The organism is Atopobium sp. BS2 (genome assembly GCF_000565075.1).
Lineage (GTDB): Bacteria > Actinomycetota > Coriobacteriia > Coriobacteriales > Atopobiaceae > Lancefieldella.
This window is the reverse complement of the sequence record NZ_JDFG01000012.1, coordinates 66,348-82,805: the sequence shown is the minus strand read 5'-3', so window position 1 is coordinate 82,805 and position 16,458 is coordinate 66,348. Positions and strand designations below refer to the sequence as shown.

Below are 16,458 nucleotides of genomic sequence, written 5' to 3'. Positions count from 1 at the left end.
TACACAACCAACTATGTAATTGCGCTGCACACGTGCGCTGAATTTAAAGGAGAACCATGCGCGAGAAGATCGAGGAACTTGTACGTCAAGCCTTGGCAGATGCCCAGGCTGCGGGTGAGTTGCCTGAATTCCAGATTGATGATGTGGGACTTGAGCGCCCACAGGACTCATCAAATGGAGACTGGTCTTCTACGGTTGCAATGCGTTCTGCAAAGCTGGCACATAAGGCTCCTCGCGATATTGCCGCAGCTCTTGTGGCTCATATTGCTACAGACCCTCAAATTGAGCGTGTCGAAGTTGCAGGTCCTGGCTTTGTAAACTTCTATCTGTCTACCGCTGCGGGCAATGAGATTTTTAACACCGTTCGTGAGCAGGGCGCCGATTTTGGTCGTTCTACCTTTGGCGCTGGCCAGAAAGTTCAGGTAGAGTACGTTTCTGCAAACCCTGTTGGTCCTCTGCACATTGGTCATGGCCGTTGGGCGGCGCTTGGAGATTCTCTAAGCCGCATTCTTGCCTTCGCAGGCTATGAGGTTGAGCGCGAGTACTACGTCAACGATCATGGCTCTCAGATGGATGTCTTTGGTCACTCTATTTCCAAGCGCTACCTGCAGCTTATTGACATTATGCAGAAGCGCGGCATTGATGCGGAGTCGGCTGCTCAGGTGCTTGCAGAAGATCGCAATGCTTACGTTGCAGATGAAGACGATGCTCATCCAGAGAAGCATCCGTTTACTGACGAGTTCATTAACTCTCTTGGCGGCAACGCATACGCTGGAGATTACATTGTTGACCTGGGACTTTTCTTCCTCAAAAATGACGGAGAGGCCTGGGCAGATAAATCTGAAGATGAGCGCATGACAGAGTTCCGCGAGCGCGGCTATAAGATGATGCTTGAGTCCATCAAAAATACCTGCCACAACGCCCGCGCTGACTTTGACGTTTGGTTCTCCGAGCGTTCTTTGTATGTCAAGGATGACCAGGGTAAAGACGCTGTTGACCGCGCACTTGATGCTCTGGATAAGCTTGGCTATCTGTACCGTTCTGACGAGGGCGCGCTGTTCTTCCGTTCCACTGATTTTGGTGACGATAAGGACCGTGTACTTATCAAGACAAATGGCGAGTATACCTATTTTGCTTCCGACGTTGCGTACCACTGGAACAAGTTCCAGCGTGTTGACCACGTTATTGATATTTGGGGAGCAGATCATCACGGCTATATTCAGCGTGTTCGCTCTGCTGCAACAGCTCTTGGTTACCCAACTCAGTTTGAGGTTTTGCTTGGCCAGCTGGTTAACCTGCTCAGAAACGGTGTTGCCGTCAGAATGTCTAAGCGTAAAGGAACTGGTATCCACTTTGATGAGCTTCTCGCTGAGGTTGGTGTTGATGCAACGCGCTACACCCTTGTTTCAAAGTCTTCCAACCAGATGATTGACTTTGACATTGAGCAGGTAAAGCGTCAGGACAGCTCTAATCCTGTGTATTACGTTCAGTATGCTCACGCTCGTATTTGCTCTATTTTGCGCCGCGCTGCTGGCGTTGACCTTGATGAGGCAAAGGCACTTGGTATGGACGCTGTTGCAGATAAGGCTATTGGCTCTGAGGTTGATCTTGGGCTGCTCTCTGAAGACGCCGAGCAGGCTCTTGCTCGTAAACTCTTTGAGTTCCCAGGTCTTGTTGAGGGTTGTGCTCGCGATAGGGCACCATTCCGCATTACGCACTACATTGAAGAGCTTGCTGGTCAGTTCCACGCATTCTATACCGTTTGCCAGGTACTTCCTTCTGAAGGACGCCCACTGGACGCAGAGCTTTCGAAGGCTCGTCTTGCTGCGTGTGATGCAACTCGTCGTGTACTTGCAATTGCTCTTGATCTGATTGGTGTTTCTGCTCCTGAGGCAATGTAAACGATAGCTAACTATGTTGTTTTGTCATGATACCGTGCAAGTATTGAATACCTGCACGGTATCTTTAGTGAATTTCTCCAGATAATTTACATATTTCTCCGTTATGTAAAAAATTTTTTAATGTATAAAAGAGATAATAAAATTAATATTTATTACTTAAATTTTATATTTCAGCATATAAAAGCCTATTTTGATGTCATATAAGCACCATTTTCTAACATATTTTTGACTAACTATTGTTTTGTCCCCACGTTAACACGTGTTTTTTAGGGGTATACTCATTATGCGAGCAAATAGTAAATGGTTCGGGCATAAGAGTGGAGGTCTCTATGGAACTTCGCGAGTACATGTCCATTCGCAGGTCTTACAACTTGGTTAGAAGAGTGGTGCCTGCTAACAGACGACTCACGTTTGAAGAGTTTGCTATTTTGTGTCGCCTCAATGTGAAGGGTGCTCCTGTTAAGACTTCAGAAATTGCCGAGTATCAGAGTGCTCTTCGTCCTACGATTACTCATCGTACCTCGCACCTGGCAAGGCTTGGTTTCATCAAGAGAGATGAAGGCGCCATTGATCGACGCAACGTAGTGTGTATCATCACAGAAAAGGGTGTAGAAGCAGTTGAGGAGCTGTCCAAGCTTACCTGTGCTCGTATTGCACCCGGCCAGGCGCTTTCACGTACTTCGTTTGAGCGTATTGTCATGTATGTTGACGCTATGGGAGCTCTGTATTGCAGGGCAGCAGATATGGTCCTTCTTGCAATTCTAGATTCTCCTAAAGACGCTCTTTCAATTACAGAGATTGTTGACGCACTTGGTCTTTTGCAGCCAACGGTTTCTATGTCTCTTACTGCTTTGGCAGAAAGTGGCCTGGTACAGCGCAAACATGACGATGCTCTTTCAAGAAGAGTAACTATGGTTGAGCTCACGCCTCAAGGCAAGACGTATATCAAAGAAATCGTTCAGCAAATTGAAGATATTGTTGTAAAAAGAAAGAGCCGTACAGCTGTTTAAATGATTTATGCAGATTAAAGAAATCTAGAAGATGGATTTCTCGAGGTTTAAGGGTTAGTGGTTATAAATCCCCATTTGCCCGTTTTATGGTGAATTTTATTTATTTTTTCATCATAAGGCGGGCATTTTCGTGGTATATTCCTTTTGGATTTGCACCTATTTGATTTTGTTTGTTATCCCTTCATCATATTTCTCACGTATTTTTACAGATTATTTTGATGAGCAAACAGAGAGGTTTGTACATGTCGGACGAAACATCTTCGGTCCAAAATGATTCTTTAAATGATGTAGAAAATACTCCAGCACCACGTAGACGTGGTAGACCTCGTAAGAGTGAAAATAGTAATTCAGAAAATTCAACTTCAGAAAATACCAATTCTGAGGCAACTGAAGAAAAGGCCTCTAATTCATCTGCTGCAAAGCGTCGTCGTGGTCGTCCAACTAAAAAAGAGACTGAGGCACGTCGTGCGGTAGAGGCTGTTGTGGCAGAGGCTATGAACGCAGCTGGCATTGCAGAGCCTCCTAAACGTCGCCGCGGCCGTCCTAGCAAAGAAGAGATGGAAGAGCGTGCTCTTCACGAGCGTGCCCTTGAAGTTGCACAGGCAGAGGTCCTGGCTCAGGTCCAGGCAGGCGGCAAGGTTTCTTCTGACGTTGTAGACACTGATCGCCTTACCAAGATTGTTCAGGACGCAACTCAGCCTTCTGCAGAGGTAACTCCGGCTCCTGCCTTCACTAAAGCAGAGGCAGAGGGTGCGGCTGGCCAGAATGACAATGCGGCTCAGAAGAACTTTGCTGAAGAGCAGGGTAGTGTTGAGCAGCAGAATGGTGCAGCTCAGGAGCAGGCTTCTGGTGCAGTAGCAGATTCCGATGCAGCTCCAGCAGAGCGTCCAGGACGTTCTCGTACGGGTGCAGCACGTCGTCGACATCGTAATGCTGAGCCAAAAGAAGCAGTTCAGGAGGGCGAGAAGACACAGGAAAACGCACACGCCAACAACCAGGAGCGTCCTTCTCGCGATCGTAGACAGAACAACCAGCGCAACAAGAATCGCAAGCAAGGCCAGGCAAGCGAGCCATCGCTTTCCAAAGAGGCTCTGCAAGAGATGAAGCTTTCTGAGCTTCGTGCTAAAGCAACTGAGCTGGGCATTGAGTACGCAGGCGTTCATAAGTCTGATTTGATTGAGCTTGTATACGCTGCATCTGCAGCTGCTGAGGGCTTTAAGACTGTTGAGGGTATTCTTCAGATTAGCAACGAAGGTTACGGCTGGATTCGTACGGGCAATTACATGGAAGGCGATGACGACGCCTTTGTCCACCAGCAGATTATTAGAAATCTTGGTCTGCGTCCGGGTGATAGCGTCTTGGGCATGGTGGGACCTGCTCGCGTAAATAGCAAGTATCCACCACTGCTTAAGGTTACCCAGGTCAACGGTGGGGAAGTTGAGGGTCTTAAGGATCGTCCTCGCTTCAAAGACCTGACCCCTATTTTCCCGGACCAGCCTCTTACAATGGAGCACGGTAAAGACTCCATTACGGGCCGTGCAATTGATCTGGTGGCTCCTATTGGTAAGGGTCAGCGTGGTTTGATTGTCTCGCCTCCAAAGGCAGGTAAGACCACCATTTTGAAGCGCATTTGCCAGTCTATTACTACCAACAATCCTGAGGTTCACCTCTTCTGTCTCCTGGTAGACGAGCGTCCTGAGGAAGTTACGGACATGGAGCGCTCCATCAAGGGCACCGTTGTTGCTTCAACTTTTGATATGCCAGCAGAGAACCACACCGTTGTCTCGGAGCTTGTCATTGAGCGAGCAAAGCGTCTGGTTGAGATGGGTCAGGACGTTGTGGTTATTCTGGACTCCATCACACGTCTCGCTCGTGCATACAACCTGGCTATTCCTGCTTCTGGTCGTATTCTTTCTGGTGGTGTTGACTCCGCAGCTCTGTATCCACCAAAGAAGTTCTTGGGTGCAGCTCGAAATATCGAGAACGGCGGCTCGCTCACTATTATTGCGTCTGCCCTGGTAGATACAGGCTCCAAGATGGATGAGGTTATCTTCGAGGAGTTCAAGGGTACTGGTAACATGGAGCTCAAGCTTGATCGAGACCTGGCAGATCGCCGTATCTTCCCAGCTATTGATCCTGTTTCTTCTGGTACTCGTAATGAGGATCTGCTTATTAAGCCAGAGCTTCAGCCTATGGTATGGGGCGTTCGCCGTATTCTTGCAGGCTTCAATAACACTGAGCGTGCAACTACTGCTCTTATCAGTGGTCTTAAGCAGACCGACAATAACCAGGACTTCCTGATTAGATCTGCAAAGAAGGCTGCACAGTCTGACTATCCACAGAATTAGTCAGATTTAAAGATGACGCAAGAAGTGCTTTCCAATCTATGTTGGGAGGCACTTCTTTTTTCTCGCCATTTTTGTTGAATAACTGCTGAAGAATTATGAAAAAGTTTTAATGACGCTGTAAAAAATAATGAATTACGCTATAGTCATTTCTAACAGCACAATTATGTGTTGCAGCGGATTACACAAAGATGAAATGAAGCCCACCCGTTGCTCACGTCGCCCGTATTGGGTTTAGTAGCATATGCAAATTTAGCGTGTGTCTTCATACATCTTCTTGGCGTTTGTAGGGGGAGTTTGTATGACAGAAGGTAGGAATCCGGCAGTAGTCGCCGGCCTGCTCAGTGGACTGGTTCTGGTAGCAGAGCCAGCATCTGCGTATGCCCTTACCGCTAATGAAATTCGTCAAACGCCTCTTGGTGCAATCTTTACAGGCATTGGAGTGGGACTTGCTGCGGTTGCAATCATTTCTGGTGCGGCCTTGGTAGTCTCTCGCTCGGTAAATCGTGGCGAGAAAATCGATGAAATAGAAGCAAAGAGCCAGTCGGCTGCAACGTTCCAGAGCTCAGATGAGGCTCTATCTTCAAAGCAGGTCTCAGCTGCATCGAACTTCTCGCCAGAAGAGAGCATTGTGATTCCACTGGACTCTTCAAGGCGCTCGATTGCTGCGTACAAGCCAAAGCACATGAGGGCTTCTCAGTGGGATATGACTGGTTCCATTCGTGTTCAGTCTGCTGAGTTGCCTGTCCAGCCTGCCGAGCCACCTGCAAAGAAGTCACAGGTTGTAAGTACGGCCGCAGAGGGAGTTCTTCCCGTTCGCGCAAAGAAGGCTCCTGCGCACTCTACAAACGACTATGCGCAGATTGCAGAGAACTACACCAAGCTTTTGAGCTGGCGTGAGCGTACCGTTGCACGTGCAAAGGGTGCTGCTGCGGTACTTCTTGAGCGCTTAGGACAAGATCCTATGGACGGCCTGCCTATTATCGAGCGTGCTGACGGAACCGTTGGTGACGTTGGTACTGCTTGGTGGACTAAGGCTGTGGGCGAAGAGTCCATTACGCGCGATTTTGGTATTGCTGAGATTGGCGCCGAGGCTATTCCTGAAGATTTTACCAACCATGCTGCTGATATTTCTAGCCGTATCTCTTACGTTGACCAGGGAGTCTTCCCTGAGAAGCGTACGATTGACGAGCTTGAGCATGCTGATGATTGGACGCTTGCGCTGGCTGCAATGGACGAGCATCTAGCTCGCCATGATCAGCAGCAGATGCGCAAGTATCATCCAGTGCAGCTGCCGCTCATTGGTCAGGCCGCTGCTGAGGCTGAAGTTGCAAGCTCGGTGGAGTTGTCGGGTGCAAAACCTGCTGCGTCTCACAAGGTTACCGCAGCTCAGATGCGTCCTTCTCGCGAGCCAAACTACGCTGGTGTGGTTGCACAATCAACCGCAATGCCGCTGATCAAGGCTACAAACGATACGTCATCGCATGTTCAGGACATCTTTGACGCGGTTGAGCGTGAGATGGCAGCTGAGCTTCAGGCGGCTGACGAGAGACCAACGCGCGAGCTCCTTCGCCTCATTGAGGGCGGCACCAGCAAGATGAAGAAGATTTCTTCGCTTGATCTTGGCGAGAAGACCAGCGCAGACAAGGCCTCTTACAAACCTCGTCACTTTGCGGGTGAGCTTCCCCTGGTACGTGAGGCGTAAGTAGCACACGTAGGCCAGCTGCGGGTAGTCAGAAGACAACCGCGCAACCGTCGCGAAAGGCTGGAGTTCGTAGAAACATCCGGTTTCTCTAAAATTATTTCAAGTTAGATAACATTTTTTGGCTGTGGTTCTTTTTTAAGGGCTGCAGCCATATTGTGTTGTGTCACATATTCAACGCTATGGAGAAAAGGAGATGAATATGGCACATAAGCTAACGCGACGACGCTTTTTGGAGGTGGCCGGGACCATTGCGGGCTCGTTTGCTCTAGCAGGTTGTTCGCCAAAGAACCAAGACCCTAACTCCATTTACGTTGGCGTGATGGGACCGTATACCGGCGACGTTGCTCAGTATGGTCTTGCGGTACGTAGCGGCATTTTGTTGTACCTCAAGGAATTCAACAAGAATAGTGGAGCTGGTGGCCGTCAGATTGTCTCTATTGTTGAGGACGAGAAGGGCGATTCAACTGAGGCCATTCTTGTCTATAACAAGCTTCTTGACGAGAATGTCTGTGCAATTCTAGGTGACGTTACCTCAACGCCAACCATTGCACTGGCACAGAAATCGGTACTGGACAACATTCCTTGCGTAACGGCATCTGCAACAGCAGAAGACGTTGTTGCTCACGGCAATAACATGTTCCGCGCTACTGTCACCGACCCATTCCAGGGCGTTGTTCTTGCAGAGTTTGCTAAAAAGCAAGGCTATCAGCGTGTAGGAACCATCTTTAACTCTGGCGGCGATTACGAAATTGGCGTAAACAACGCATTTGTCCAGAGGGCTCGTGAGTTGGGCATTGAGGTTGTATCCCAGCAGGGTTATCCAACGGGAGCTGTTGACTTTAACGCCCAGCTTACCAGCATTATTGGACTGGATCCTGATGCCATTTTGGCTCCAAACTATTACCAGGATAACGGCAAGATTGTGACGCAGGCTCGCCAGCTTGGCTGCAAAAAGCCTTTTATGGGCGCAGATGGTTGGGCAGGCATCATTGGCGGCGAGCAGGACTATGCTTCTGCGGCTGACCTTGAAGGATGCTTCTATTGCTCTGCCTTTGTTGCTTCAAACCCAGATGAAAAAGTTCAGCATTTTGTTAAGGCTTATACCGAGGAATACGGTGAGGCTCCAACTAACTTCTGTTCTTTGGGCTATGACGCAGCAATGATTCTTTGCTCCGCTCTTAAGACTGTCGAGAAACGCGGTTATACCTACAACTCTAATGAGTATAGGCAAGCCATTATTGACGCTATTGCATCTGGTGTGGTCGAAGGTGTTACTGGAACCCTTTCATATCAGGGAACAGGTGACCCAGTGAAGTCCACCTTGATTATTACCTTTAAAGATGGCAAAGAGTCCATCTATGACACGATCAATCCTTCATAGAAAAGAGAACCTCAGATGTTTTTGACTCAGGTGCTCAATGGACTTCAATTGGGCAGTATTTACGCACTGGTGGCGCTTGGTTACACAATGGTGTACGGCATCATCTTGCTTCTTAACTTTGCACATGGTGACATCATCATGTTTGGCTCCTACGTTGCTTGGATTGCGCTTGTTCAGTTAGGACTCAATCCTGCAATCGCCGTTCTTCTCGCCATTTTCGGCTGCGTTGTACTGGGCGTTCTTATTGATAAGGTTGCCTATGCACCACTCAGAGAAGCTCCAAGGCTTTCTATTCTGATTACCGCAATTGGCGTTTCTTACCTGCTTGAAAATGGAGTTCAGCTACTTCTTGGTGCTGACGCTAAGGTTGTTCCAAGCATCATTGACTTGGGAACTGTTCAGGTATTTGGTTCGACGCTCTCCGGCACTGCACTTTTGACTGTTGCCGTTACTATTGTGGCGACCGTTGTTCTGACCCTTTTGGTTCAGAAGACTCGTCTTGGTAAGGCAATGCGTGCAGTTTCTGAGGATATGGGCGCTGCTCGTCTGATGGGCGTTAACGTCAATAGCACTATTAGCTTTACCTTTGCAGTTGGTTCCGCTCTGGCAGGCATTGCGGCTATTCTGTACTCCATGGCATACCAGCAGGTTTCTCCTACCATGGGCGTCATGCTGGGCACCAAGGCATTTGTTGCAGCAGTTCTTGGCGGCATTGGCTCCATTCCTGGCGCTGTTATTGGCGGCCTTATTGTTGGCTTCTCCGAGGTCTTTGTTGCTGCCTTTGGCCTGTCTGTCTGGCAGGATGCAGTAGTCTTCTTACTCTTGATTCTTGTTCTTGTTGTGAAACCAACTGGCCTGCTTGGCCGACCAGTTACCGAGAAAGTGTAAGGAGGCTCACATGACTAAAATGTATCCACGCGATAATAACCACAACCCCGTAATTGTCACTGGTTTTGGTGGAAAAGATGGTCACCGTCGTGAGCTCACTATGCCTGCTCGCTATGCCATCAATGCAATTCTTGTTGCACTCTTTGTCTTTGGTGGAAACTTCCTGGTAGGAGAGGGCCTTATTTCTCGCTATCAGACCGTTGTTTTTGAGCAAATTGGCGTGTATGTTCTGATGACCGTTTCTCTGAACATTGTTACTGGTTATCTGGGACAGCTTCCTTTGGGTCACGCTGGCTTTATGTCCATTGGTGGTTATGCCTGCGCAATCTTTATCATTCGCATGATGCCACTCTTTGGTCTGGATGCTCAGTCCATGGCCTCAGGCTCTACACCTGCAGTTATTCTTTTTGTTGTGGGTCTTTTGTTTGGCGGCATTTGCGCCGCTCTGATGGGCGTGGTTATTGGTATTCCAGCACTTCGTCTTCGCGGTGATTACCTGGCCATCATTACTCTGGGCTTTGCAGAGATTATCCGCGTTGTCCTGGTAAACATTGACTCTGCTCTTGGCTTCAAGCTTACTGGTGGCGCATCAGGCCTCACGGGTATTCCTGCTTATACAGGCTACCTAAACACCGCAATTGTTGCTTCGCTTGCCATCTTTGCTATTCATACTCTTATGAAGTCTAGACATGGACGTGCTATTCTCGCCATCCGCGATAACGAGATTGCTGCAGAGGCATCAGGCGTTAACACCACGTATTACAAGACCCTTGCCTTTGTTTTCTCTGCATTTCTTGCTGGTATTGCAGGCGGCCTTTACGCGGGCTGCATCGGCGTTATGGCGCCTGCCAAGTTTGGCTTCATGAAGTCCGTTGAGATCCTTGTTATGGTTGTTTTGGGCGGCATGGGTTCTATGTTTGGCTCCGTTGTGTCCGCAACTGTCCTGACCGTACTCCCAGAGGCTCTACGTGCCTTTGCTGACTACCGCATGGTTGCTTATGCAATCGTGCTGATTCTGGTCATGATCTTCAGACCAGAGGGTCTGTTTGGCTCCTATGACTTCTCGCTGTCTCGCATTATTAAGCGAGTCATGAACAGGGACTTCCCTTGGAACAATGATGACTCGGACGAGCAGACAGACGTGCAGGTCAACGCGAAGGCAGGCGTTCAGGCAAATGAGCAGGCGGATACGCAGGTAGAAGCCACAACTGATTCGAAGGAGGCGTAAGAGCGATGGCAACTAAAAACACTACAAAACTTATTAGGCAAGAGTCTCCTAACCTCATTCCTGAGCGAGACCTTGGTGCAATTCCAGTTCTTCAAGCTGAGCACCTTGGCATTGACTTTGGTGGCTTGACTGCTGTTAACGACTTCAACATTGCTCTTGGTCCTACCGAGATCTCTGGCATCATTGGTCCTAACGGTGCAGGTAAAACAACTGTTTTTAACTTGCTTACCTGTGTCTATAAGCCAACCCGTGGTACCGTAATGATTGACGGCTACGACCTTGCTGGTAAAAGCGTTGTTGAAGCAAATCATATGGGTATTGCCCGCACCTTCCAGAACATTCGACTGTTCAACAACATGACTGTTATGGAGAACATTCAGGTTGGTCAGGGTAGCCACATGACGTCTCATTTCTTTGAGGACGTCCTTCGTCTTCCAGCTCACTGGAAGCAGGAAAAAGAGAGCGCTGATAACGCTCGCGATCTGCTGCGCATTTTTGGTATGGAGAACCTTGCAAATAACCTTGCAGGCAACCTGCCTTATGGTGCTCAGCGCAAGCTTGAGATTCTTCGCGCTCTGGCAACGCAGCCTAAGATTTTACTGCTTGACGAGCCAGCTGCAGGTATGAATCCAGCAGAGACTGACGAGCTTATGGAGAATGTCCTTAAGATTCGTGATGATTTCAAGATTGCTGTTCTTCTCATCGAGCATGATATGAAGTTTGTTATGGGCATTTGCGAGGGTTTGGCCGTTCTTGACCACGGCAACATCATCGCAAAGGGAACGCCAGAAGAGGTTCAGAACAACCCTCGCGTTATCGAGGCATATCTTGGAAAGCAGGAGGTGCGCTAATGGCCGCTGAAACTACAAACACCCAGGCAGTTGGCGCTGGAAAAACCCTGCTATCCGTCAAGGATCTTAATGTTTCTTACGGTGCAATCCACGCAGTTCAGGGCATTTCTTTTGACATCCACGAGGGTGAGATCGTTACCCTTATTGGCGCAAACGGCGCAGGTAAATCAACTACACTGAACACCATTGCTGGTCTAGTAAAGCCGGACTCTGGCACCATTACGCTTGACGAGAAAAACCTTGTAGGCCAGCGCGCTCACAAGATTGTTGAGGCTGGCCTGGCATTGTGCCCTGAGGGCCGCCGTGTGTTTTCTCGCATGAGTGTTGCTGAAAACCTTGAGATGGGCGGCTATACGCAGCCCGATTCCCAGAACGCTAAGACCGTCAAGATGGTCTACGAGCATTTCCCACGTCTTCGCGAGCGCAAGAATCAGCTGGCAGGAACGCTGTCTGGTGGCGAGCAACAGATGCTTGCTATGGGTCGAGCTCTGATGAGCAGGCCAAAGCTTTTGATGCTCGACGAGCCTTCCATGGGTCTGGCTCCTCTTCTGATTGAGGAAATCTTCCAGATCATTCGTCAGCTCGGCGATGCAGGAACCACCATTTTGTTGGTTGAGCAGAACGCTAATATGGCACTTAAGGTTGCTGACCGTGCATACGTTCTTGAGCTTGGTAAGGTTGCTAAGCATGGCACCGGCCAGGAGCTTCTCCACGACGATGACGTTCGTAAGGCTTACCTCGGCGCATAAACGCAACTAGTGGCAAATGTGCTTTGACGTCAACGTACCTTAAACGTTAACCCGGCTCCCACACAACGTAGGAGCCGGGTTTTGTTGTCATGTCTGAACAGTTTGCCTGAAAAGCGCACCATATCTGAGCTATTTGCCGGTTTTTCTCGCCAAGTCTGAGTTAATTTACTCAGACTTGATGTAGTTTTCAGGCTCGCAAAATTTGGCGCGGCGCAGCCTATCTTCACGCGCCTGATTTCTTCAAAGAATCTGTAACTTTTGCCTAAATACGTAAAAGAATCTGTGGATTTGCCTGATTTCATCAAAGAATCGGTGGCTCAAATACAGATTCTTTGCACTTTTCAGGCACGCAATAGCAGAAGGGTCCGCCTGGCGAGAAAAACGGACGGGAATGACACTCCTAGCGAGAAACCCGTGTTGTCGCAGGCGTACTTGTTAGTACACGCATTGACCGAGCGCAGTTGTCACGTTAGATTTCGTCGAAAGTGTTGCGGTGTTGCTGACCGTCGTCCAAGGTAAGGACGGTACCCAGAAGTGCTGGCTCAAGAATCTGAATCCAAAGATCGCCTCTGACCTGCTTGGCATTCTCGGCAACCGCGCGCGCCGTAACGGGGGAGTCGCAGATGGCAACCATAGTGGCACCTGAGCCCGAGATGACAAAGGCGCATGCACGAGCAAGCTTTGCTACCTGCTTAAGCTCCTCGTAATCGGGGATGAGCTCCTTGCGGTAGGGCTCATGGAGTTTGTCGTTGCAGGCAGCTGCCAAAAGACCTCCATTGCCTGTTTCAAGTGCATGGGTAACAGCAACGGTACGACCCATCTGGTAAACGGCCGTTTCAAGGGAGACTTTCTGCGGAACCACTTTGCGCGCTTCCTCAGTATTGATAGAGTACGGGGGCGCAATTGCAACAAAAGAGAGACCGCGCGCTACGAGCCTTCGAGTACAAACGGTATGCCCGCCCTCAACAAATGATGAGGTCAGGCCACCGTAAATTGCAGGAGCAACGTTATCGGGATGGCCCTCAAAATGACAGGCAAAGTCGAGCGCACGCTCAGGATCCCAGCCGCCATGAGACTCGGTCATCGCGGCTGCAATACCAGCAATTACGCAGGTAGAACTTGAGCCAAGTCCGCCAGAAAGCGGAATAGGCGAGTCGATAGTGATGTGCTTAGGAGTAGGCTCTTCGCCCAGCTTTTCGCAGGCTCGAACATAAGACGTCCAGACAAGGTTATCGTCGTTTCTGAACTGCTCGGGGCAGCCGTCAATGATGAGCGTAGGGGATTCCCTAAACGTAATCTTTGCGCGCAGGTTAAACGCAAGACCCAGCGTATCGTAGCCGACGCCAATGTTTGCAGAGGTAGCAGGTACAGATACGGTCAAGATGGTGTTGTCGAGCATGTAGAACCTGCTTTCTCAAAGTCTAACAAGCAAAAATACGCCCGCATGCTTCGGAAACGTATGAAGCAAGCTGTTCCTTCTCGCGAACGTCAGTATGAATGATAACGTTATCATTCAGCGATGAAAGCTGGATTGGCGGATTAGTGTCCGTGATTTCGGCGAGCGTATGCATGCATGCAAAGTCATCCAGGCCAGCGGTCGAGTGGCCCAGCGCGGCAAGCACGTCGGACGAGAACTTATACGGGCTAGCAGTAGACAGACAAACGCGCACGTTACCCGCCTGGCGAGAAACCCTGTCAAGCACGTGCTTTGCGACGGCTGTGTGAGGATCAATCAGCACACGACAATTCTCCCAGGTAGAATAGATAGTCTCACGCGTCTGAGCGTCGGTAGCAAAGCCAGCATCAAAGGTTTCGCGGATGGTGTCCATCACCTGAGCAGGTACCGTGTAGATACCCTTGGTTACCAGCTGGTTCATCAGATAGCTGACAAGCTCAGTGTCTTTGCCGGACGCAAGATAGAGGAGTCGTTCAAGGTTTGATGAAACCAGAATGTCCATCGACGGAGAGATAGTCTTTTCAAATGCACGCCTGCGATCATAGACGCCTGTTTCCAAGAAATCAGTCAGCACCTTATTGCTGTTAGAAGCCACAATGAGGCGCTCAACAGGAAGTCCCATCTCTTTTGCAAAGTAACCTGCGAGGACGTCGCCAAAGTTGCCGGTTGGCACGCAGAAAGTAACTTTTTGACCCTGAGTGATGGCACCCTTGGCAACAAGCTGGGCATATGCGTCAAAGTAGTAGGTTACCTGTGGGGCTAAACGACCAATATTGATGGAGTTTGCGCTGGAAAGTACTGTGCCTTTACCGGCCAACTCATGCGCCAACTCCTTGTTAGCAAAGATTGCTTTAGCGGCGTTTTGAGCGTCGTCAAAGTTTCCCTTAACAGCGCAAATAGCTACGTTAGAGCCTTTTTGAGTTACCATCTGCAGGCGTTGAATATCAGAAACCTTGCCTTCAGGGTAAAAGACGGTGATGCCCATGCCGGGTACGTCTTTGAAGCCCTCAAGTGCAGCTTTGCCAGTGTCGCCAGAAGTTGCGGTCACAATCATGATGCTCTTGCCGGCGGTGGCGGTAGCGTCGACAGCGCCAGCTACGTCCGCGTCCTCGCGAGCAACACTCATCAGGCGGGGAAGCATCTGAAGCGCGACGTCTTTGAAAGCCGACGTTGGACCATGGAAGAGCTCAAGCAGCCAGTCTTCTCCGATAGCAGAAACAGGCGTGATAGCCTGGGTGTCCCACTGAGAGCCATACGCGCCCTCAATACAGCGAGTCAGCTCTTCAGCAGAGTAGTCGTCCAGCAGAGCAGAAAGCACGTCAAAAGCAGTAGCCTTAAAGCCCTGAGAACAAACCTTTGCAAGATCGAGGGGTTTCTCGCCAATTGAATCTTGGATATAAAGGCCGCCGTCGGGAGCAATTCCCTGCAAAATGGCCTGTTTGGCCAAAACGGTATGGTCAGAGCTTCTTGTGCTGTGATATGCGACGGCCATGAAACCACCAATCTTTAGAACGTGTCGCGTGTTGTGCGTGTCGCGTGTTGTGCGCGTGCAAATTGCGCGTCTCGCGTGTTGCGTTTCTATTATTTTAACAGTGAGAAGTAAATGTCGCTTGTAACATAGAATTGTTCATAGCATTATGAAGACGAGAAAAACTGTCGATTAGATTCTGTCTAGGTTTTTGGTAGTTTTTGTCTATGAGATTGTTATCAGTGCAGTCACCTTTGTGTGCGGTTGTCCTTGCTCTGCAATTAGCCTTGCAGGCAACCGGTTTTCTCGCAAAATGACTGCTAGATTTGGAGTTATATGCAAAACATTGCCCTACTTGGATTTGGAACGGTTGGTGCTTCAGTTGCGCGCATTCTTGATGAGCGCGTTTCTGACGTTAACCTGACGTCCATCTTGGTTAGAGCTGGTAAAGAGCACGTTGACCCTCGGGCAACATCTGATTTTGATGCGCTCTTGTCTGACCCTGCGCTTGATACCGTTGTTGAGTGCATGGGTGGCCTCACGCCAGCCTATGAGTACATCAAAGCTGCGCTGACTGCTAAGAAAAATGTAGTCACCTCAAATAAAGCCGTGGTATCTGCTCATTTTGAGGAGTTTATGACACTTGCCGCTGAAGCGGGCGTCAACCTTAAGATCGAAGCATGCGTGTGCGGTGGCATTCCTTGGATAGCAGGAATTCAGAAAGTTCGTCGTATTGACGAAATTTCTGCGTTCTGGGGAATCATGAATGGAACCACCAACTACATTGTCTATTCCATGCTCAAAGACGGAACGGACTTTGCTGAGGTTCTGAGCAAGGCTCAGGAGCTGGGTTACGCCGAGCGAGACCCGTCAAGCGATATCGACGGCATTGATGTTCGCTCTAAGACTATGATTTCTGCATCTATTGCCTTCGACGTAATCTGCACAGACCAGATTCCTATGTCTGGTATCAGAAACTTAACTAAGCGCGATCTTGCCATGTTTGGCAGTCACGATATGACAATCAAGCTCTTTGGTCGTGGTGTTTCTGACGGTTCATCGTATGCGGTAGCTGTTGAGCCAGTTGCGGTTTCGCTCTCAACCATAGAGGCCAACGTTCCAACTAACTTTAACGTTGCAACTGCCGTGGGAAATACCATTGGAGAGCTCAAGTTTTACGGTCAGGGTGCCGGTGGCGACCCAACGGCAAACGCCGTCGTGCAGGATATTATTGACTGTGCCGCGGCTCCTGCTGGGGGTCAGCAGACCTTCTCGGCTGGTCTTTCATATAATCCAGAGCTGCTTGTTTCCGACTATGTGTTTAGGACGCAGGCCGATATTCCAGGCGGTACGTTCTGGGAGCCGGGTGCTCAGTTGGTTAAAAATCTAAGTGCCGAGAAGGCCTGCGAGCTTCTTACCAGCGCACTTTCGCAAGACCCTACAACCTTTATGGCTGCACTTGAAAAGAGGAATTAG

General features: G+C 49.4%; 12 protein-coding genes. 10 read left to right on the top strand and 2 right to left on the bottom strand.

The genetic code is table 11. The features are described 5' to 3' along the window. The first annotated feature begins 56 nt into the window (after nucleotides 1-56). The 9 genes from argS to HMPREF1492_RS01185 all read left to right on the top strand — a co-directional run bounded on the left by argS (nucleotide 57) and on the right by HMPREF1492_RS01185 (nucleotide 12,058). On the top strand, nucleotides 57-1,901 hold the full coding sequence (gene argS / locus HMPREF1492_RS01225; protein WP_035435108.1) for an arginine--tRNA ligase: 1,845 nt from the start codon (nucleotides 57-59) through the stop codon (nucleotides 1,899-1,901). Between the two features lie 329 nt (nucleotides 1,902-2,230). Then, nucleotides 2,231-2,911, top strand: coding sequence for a MarR family transcriptional regulator (locus HMPREF1492_RS01220; RefSeq protein ID WP_035428097.1), 681 nt, complete (start codon nucleotides 2,231-2,233; stop codon nucleotides 2,909-2,911). Nucleotides 2,912-3,153: 242 nt separating this feature from the next. Next, nucleotides 3,154-5,259: a transcription termination factor Rho gene (gene rho, locus HMPREF1492_RS07170; RefSeq protein ID WP_051479333.1), complete on the top strand. Its 2,106-nt coding sequence runs from the start codon at nucleotides 3,154-3,156 to the stop codon at nucleotides 5,257-5,259. Between the two features lie 298 nt (nucleotides 5,260-5,557). Further along, nucleotides 5,558-6,961, top strand: coding sequence for a hypothetical protein (locus HMPREF1492_RS01210; protein ID WP_035435106.1), 1,404 nt, complete (start codon nucleotides 5,558-5,560; stop codon nucleotides 6,959-6,961). A 199-nt stretch (nucleotides 6,962-7,160) separates the two neighbouring features. Further along, nucleotides 7,161-8,342: an ABC transporter substrate-binding protein gene (locus HMPREF1492_RS01205; protein WP_035435104.1), complete on the top strand. Its 1,182-nt coding sequence runs from the start codon at nucleotides 7,161-7,163 to the stop codon at nucleotides 8,340-8,342. Between the two features lie 15 nt (nucleotides 8,343-8,357). Further along, complete coding sequence (locus HMPREF1492_RS01200) at nucleotides 8,358-9,230, top strand: branched-chain amino acid ABC transporter permease (RefSeq protein WP_035428101.1); 873 nt, start codon at nucleotides 8,358-8,360, stop codon at nucleotides 9,228-9,230. A gap of 10 nt (nucleotides 9,231-9,240) precedes the next feature. After that, the gene (locus tag HMPREF1492_RS01195; protein WP_035435102.1) at nucleotides 9,241-10,458 is read left to right on the top strand and encodes a branched-chain amino acid ABC transporter permease; all 1,218 of its coding nucleotides are present in this window, start codon (nucleotides 9,241-9,243) and stop codon (nucleotides 10,456-10,458) included. A gap of 5 nt (nucleotides 10,459-10,463) precedes the next feature. Further along, a complete protein-coding gene (locus HMPREF1492_RS01190; protein ID WP_035431730.1) occupies nucleotides 10,464-11,309 on the top strand; it encodes an ABC transporter ATP-binding protein in 846 nt (281 codons plus the stop codon). Continuing rightward, a complete protein-coding gene (locus HMPREF1492_RS01185; RefSeq protein WP_051479332.1) occupies nucleotides 11,309-12,058 on the top strand; it encodes an ABC transporter ATP-binding protein in 750 nt (249 codons plus the stop codon). Before HMPREF1492_RS01190 ends, HMPREF1492_RS01185 begins: the two co-directional genes overlap by 1 nt. Before the next feature lie 469 nt (nucleotides 12,059-12,527). Here the strand turns inward: HMPREF1492_RS01185 and thrB are convergent, their stop codons facing one another. Beyond that, nucleotides 12,528-13,457, bottom strand: coding sequence for a homoserine kinase (thrB, locus tag HMPREF1492_RS01180; protein ID WP_051479331.1), 930 nt, complete (start codon nucleotides 13,455-13,457; stop codon nucleotides 12,528-12,530). A 22-nt stretch (nucleotides 13,458-13,479) separates the two neighbouring features. Continuing rightward, on the bottom strand, nucleotides 13,480-15,006 hold the full coding sequence (thrC, locus tag HMPREF1492_RS01175) for a threonine synthase (protein WP_035435100.1): 1,527 nt from the start codon (nucleotides 15,004-15,006) through the stop codon (nucleotides 13,480-13,482). A gap of 312 nt (nucleotides 15,007-15,318) precedes the next feature. Between thrC and HMPREF1492_RS01170 the strand changes: the two genes are divergently transcribed. Continuing rightward, nucleotides 15,319-16,458, top strand: a complete 1,140-nt coding sequence (locus HMPREF1492_RS01170) for a homoserine dehydrogenase (protein WP_035435097.1) — start codon at nucleotides 15,319-15,321, stop codon at nucleotides 16,456-16,458.

Bases quoted from the DNA above. Each gene is read 5' to 3' on its own strand.
- argS (WP_035435108.1), top strand. From the start codon at position 57: ATGCGCGAGAAGATCGAGGAACTTGTACGTCAAGCCTTGGCAGATGCC.
- HMPREF1492_RS01220 (WP_035428097.1), top strand. From the start codon at position 2,231: ATGGAACTTCGCGAGTACATGTCCATTCGCAGGTCTTACAACTTGGTT.
- rho (WP_051479333.1), top strand. From the start codon at position 3,154: ATGTCGGACGAAACATCTTCGGTCCAAAATGATTCTTTAAATGATGTA.
- HMPREF1492_RS01210 (WP_035435106.1), top strand. From the start codon at position 5,558: ATGACAGAAGGTAGGAATCCGGCAGTAGTCGCCGGCCTGCTCAGTGGA.
- HMPREF1492_RS01205 (WP_035435104.1), top strand. From the start codon at position 7,161: ATGGCACATAAGCTAACGCGACGACGCTTTTTGGAGGTGGCCGGGACC.
- HMPREF1492_RS01200 (WP_035428101.1), top strand. From the start codon at position 8,358: ATGTTTTTGACTCAGGTGCTCAATGGACTTCAATTGGGCAGTATTTAC.
- HMPREF1492_RS01195 (WP_035435102.1), top strand. From the start codon at position 9,241: ATGACTAAAATGTATCCACGCGATAATAACCACAACCCCGTAATTGTC.
- HMPREF1492_RS01190 (WP_035431730.1), top strand. From the start codon at position 10,464: ATGGCAACTAAAAACACTACAAAACTTATTAGGCAAGAGTCTCCTAAC.
- HMPREF1492_RS01185 (WP_051479332.1), top strand. From the start codon at position 11,309: ATGGCCGCTGAAACTACAAACACCCAGGCAGTTGGCGCTGGAAAAACC.
- thrB (WP_051479331.1), bottom strand. From the start codon at position 13,457: ATGCTCGACAACACCATCTTGACCGTATCTGTACCTGCTACCTCTGCA.
- thrC (WP_035435100.1), bottom strand. From the start codon at position 15,006: ATGGCCGTCGCATATCACAGCACAAGAAGCTCTGACCATACCGTTTTG.
- HMPREF1492_RS01170 (WP_035435097.1), top strand. From the start codon at position 15,319: ATGCAAAACATTGCCCTACTTGGATTTGGAACGGTTGGTGCTTCAGTT.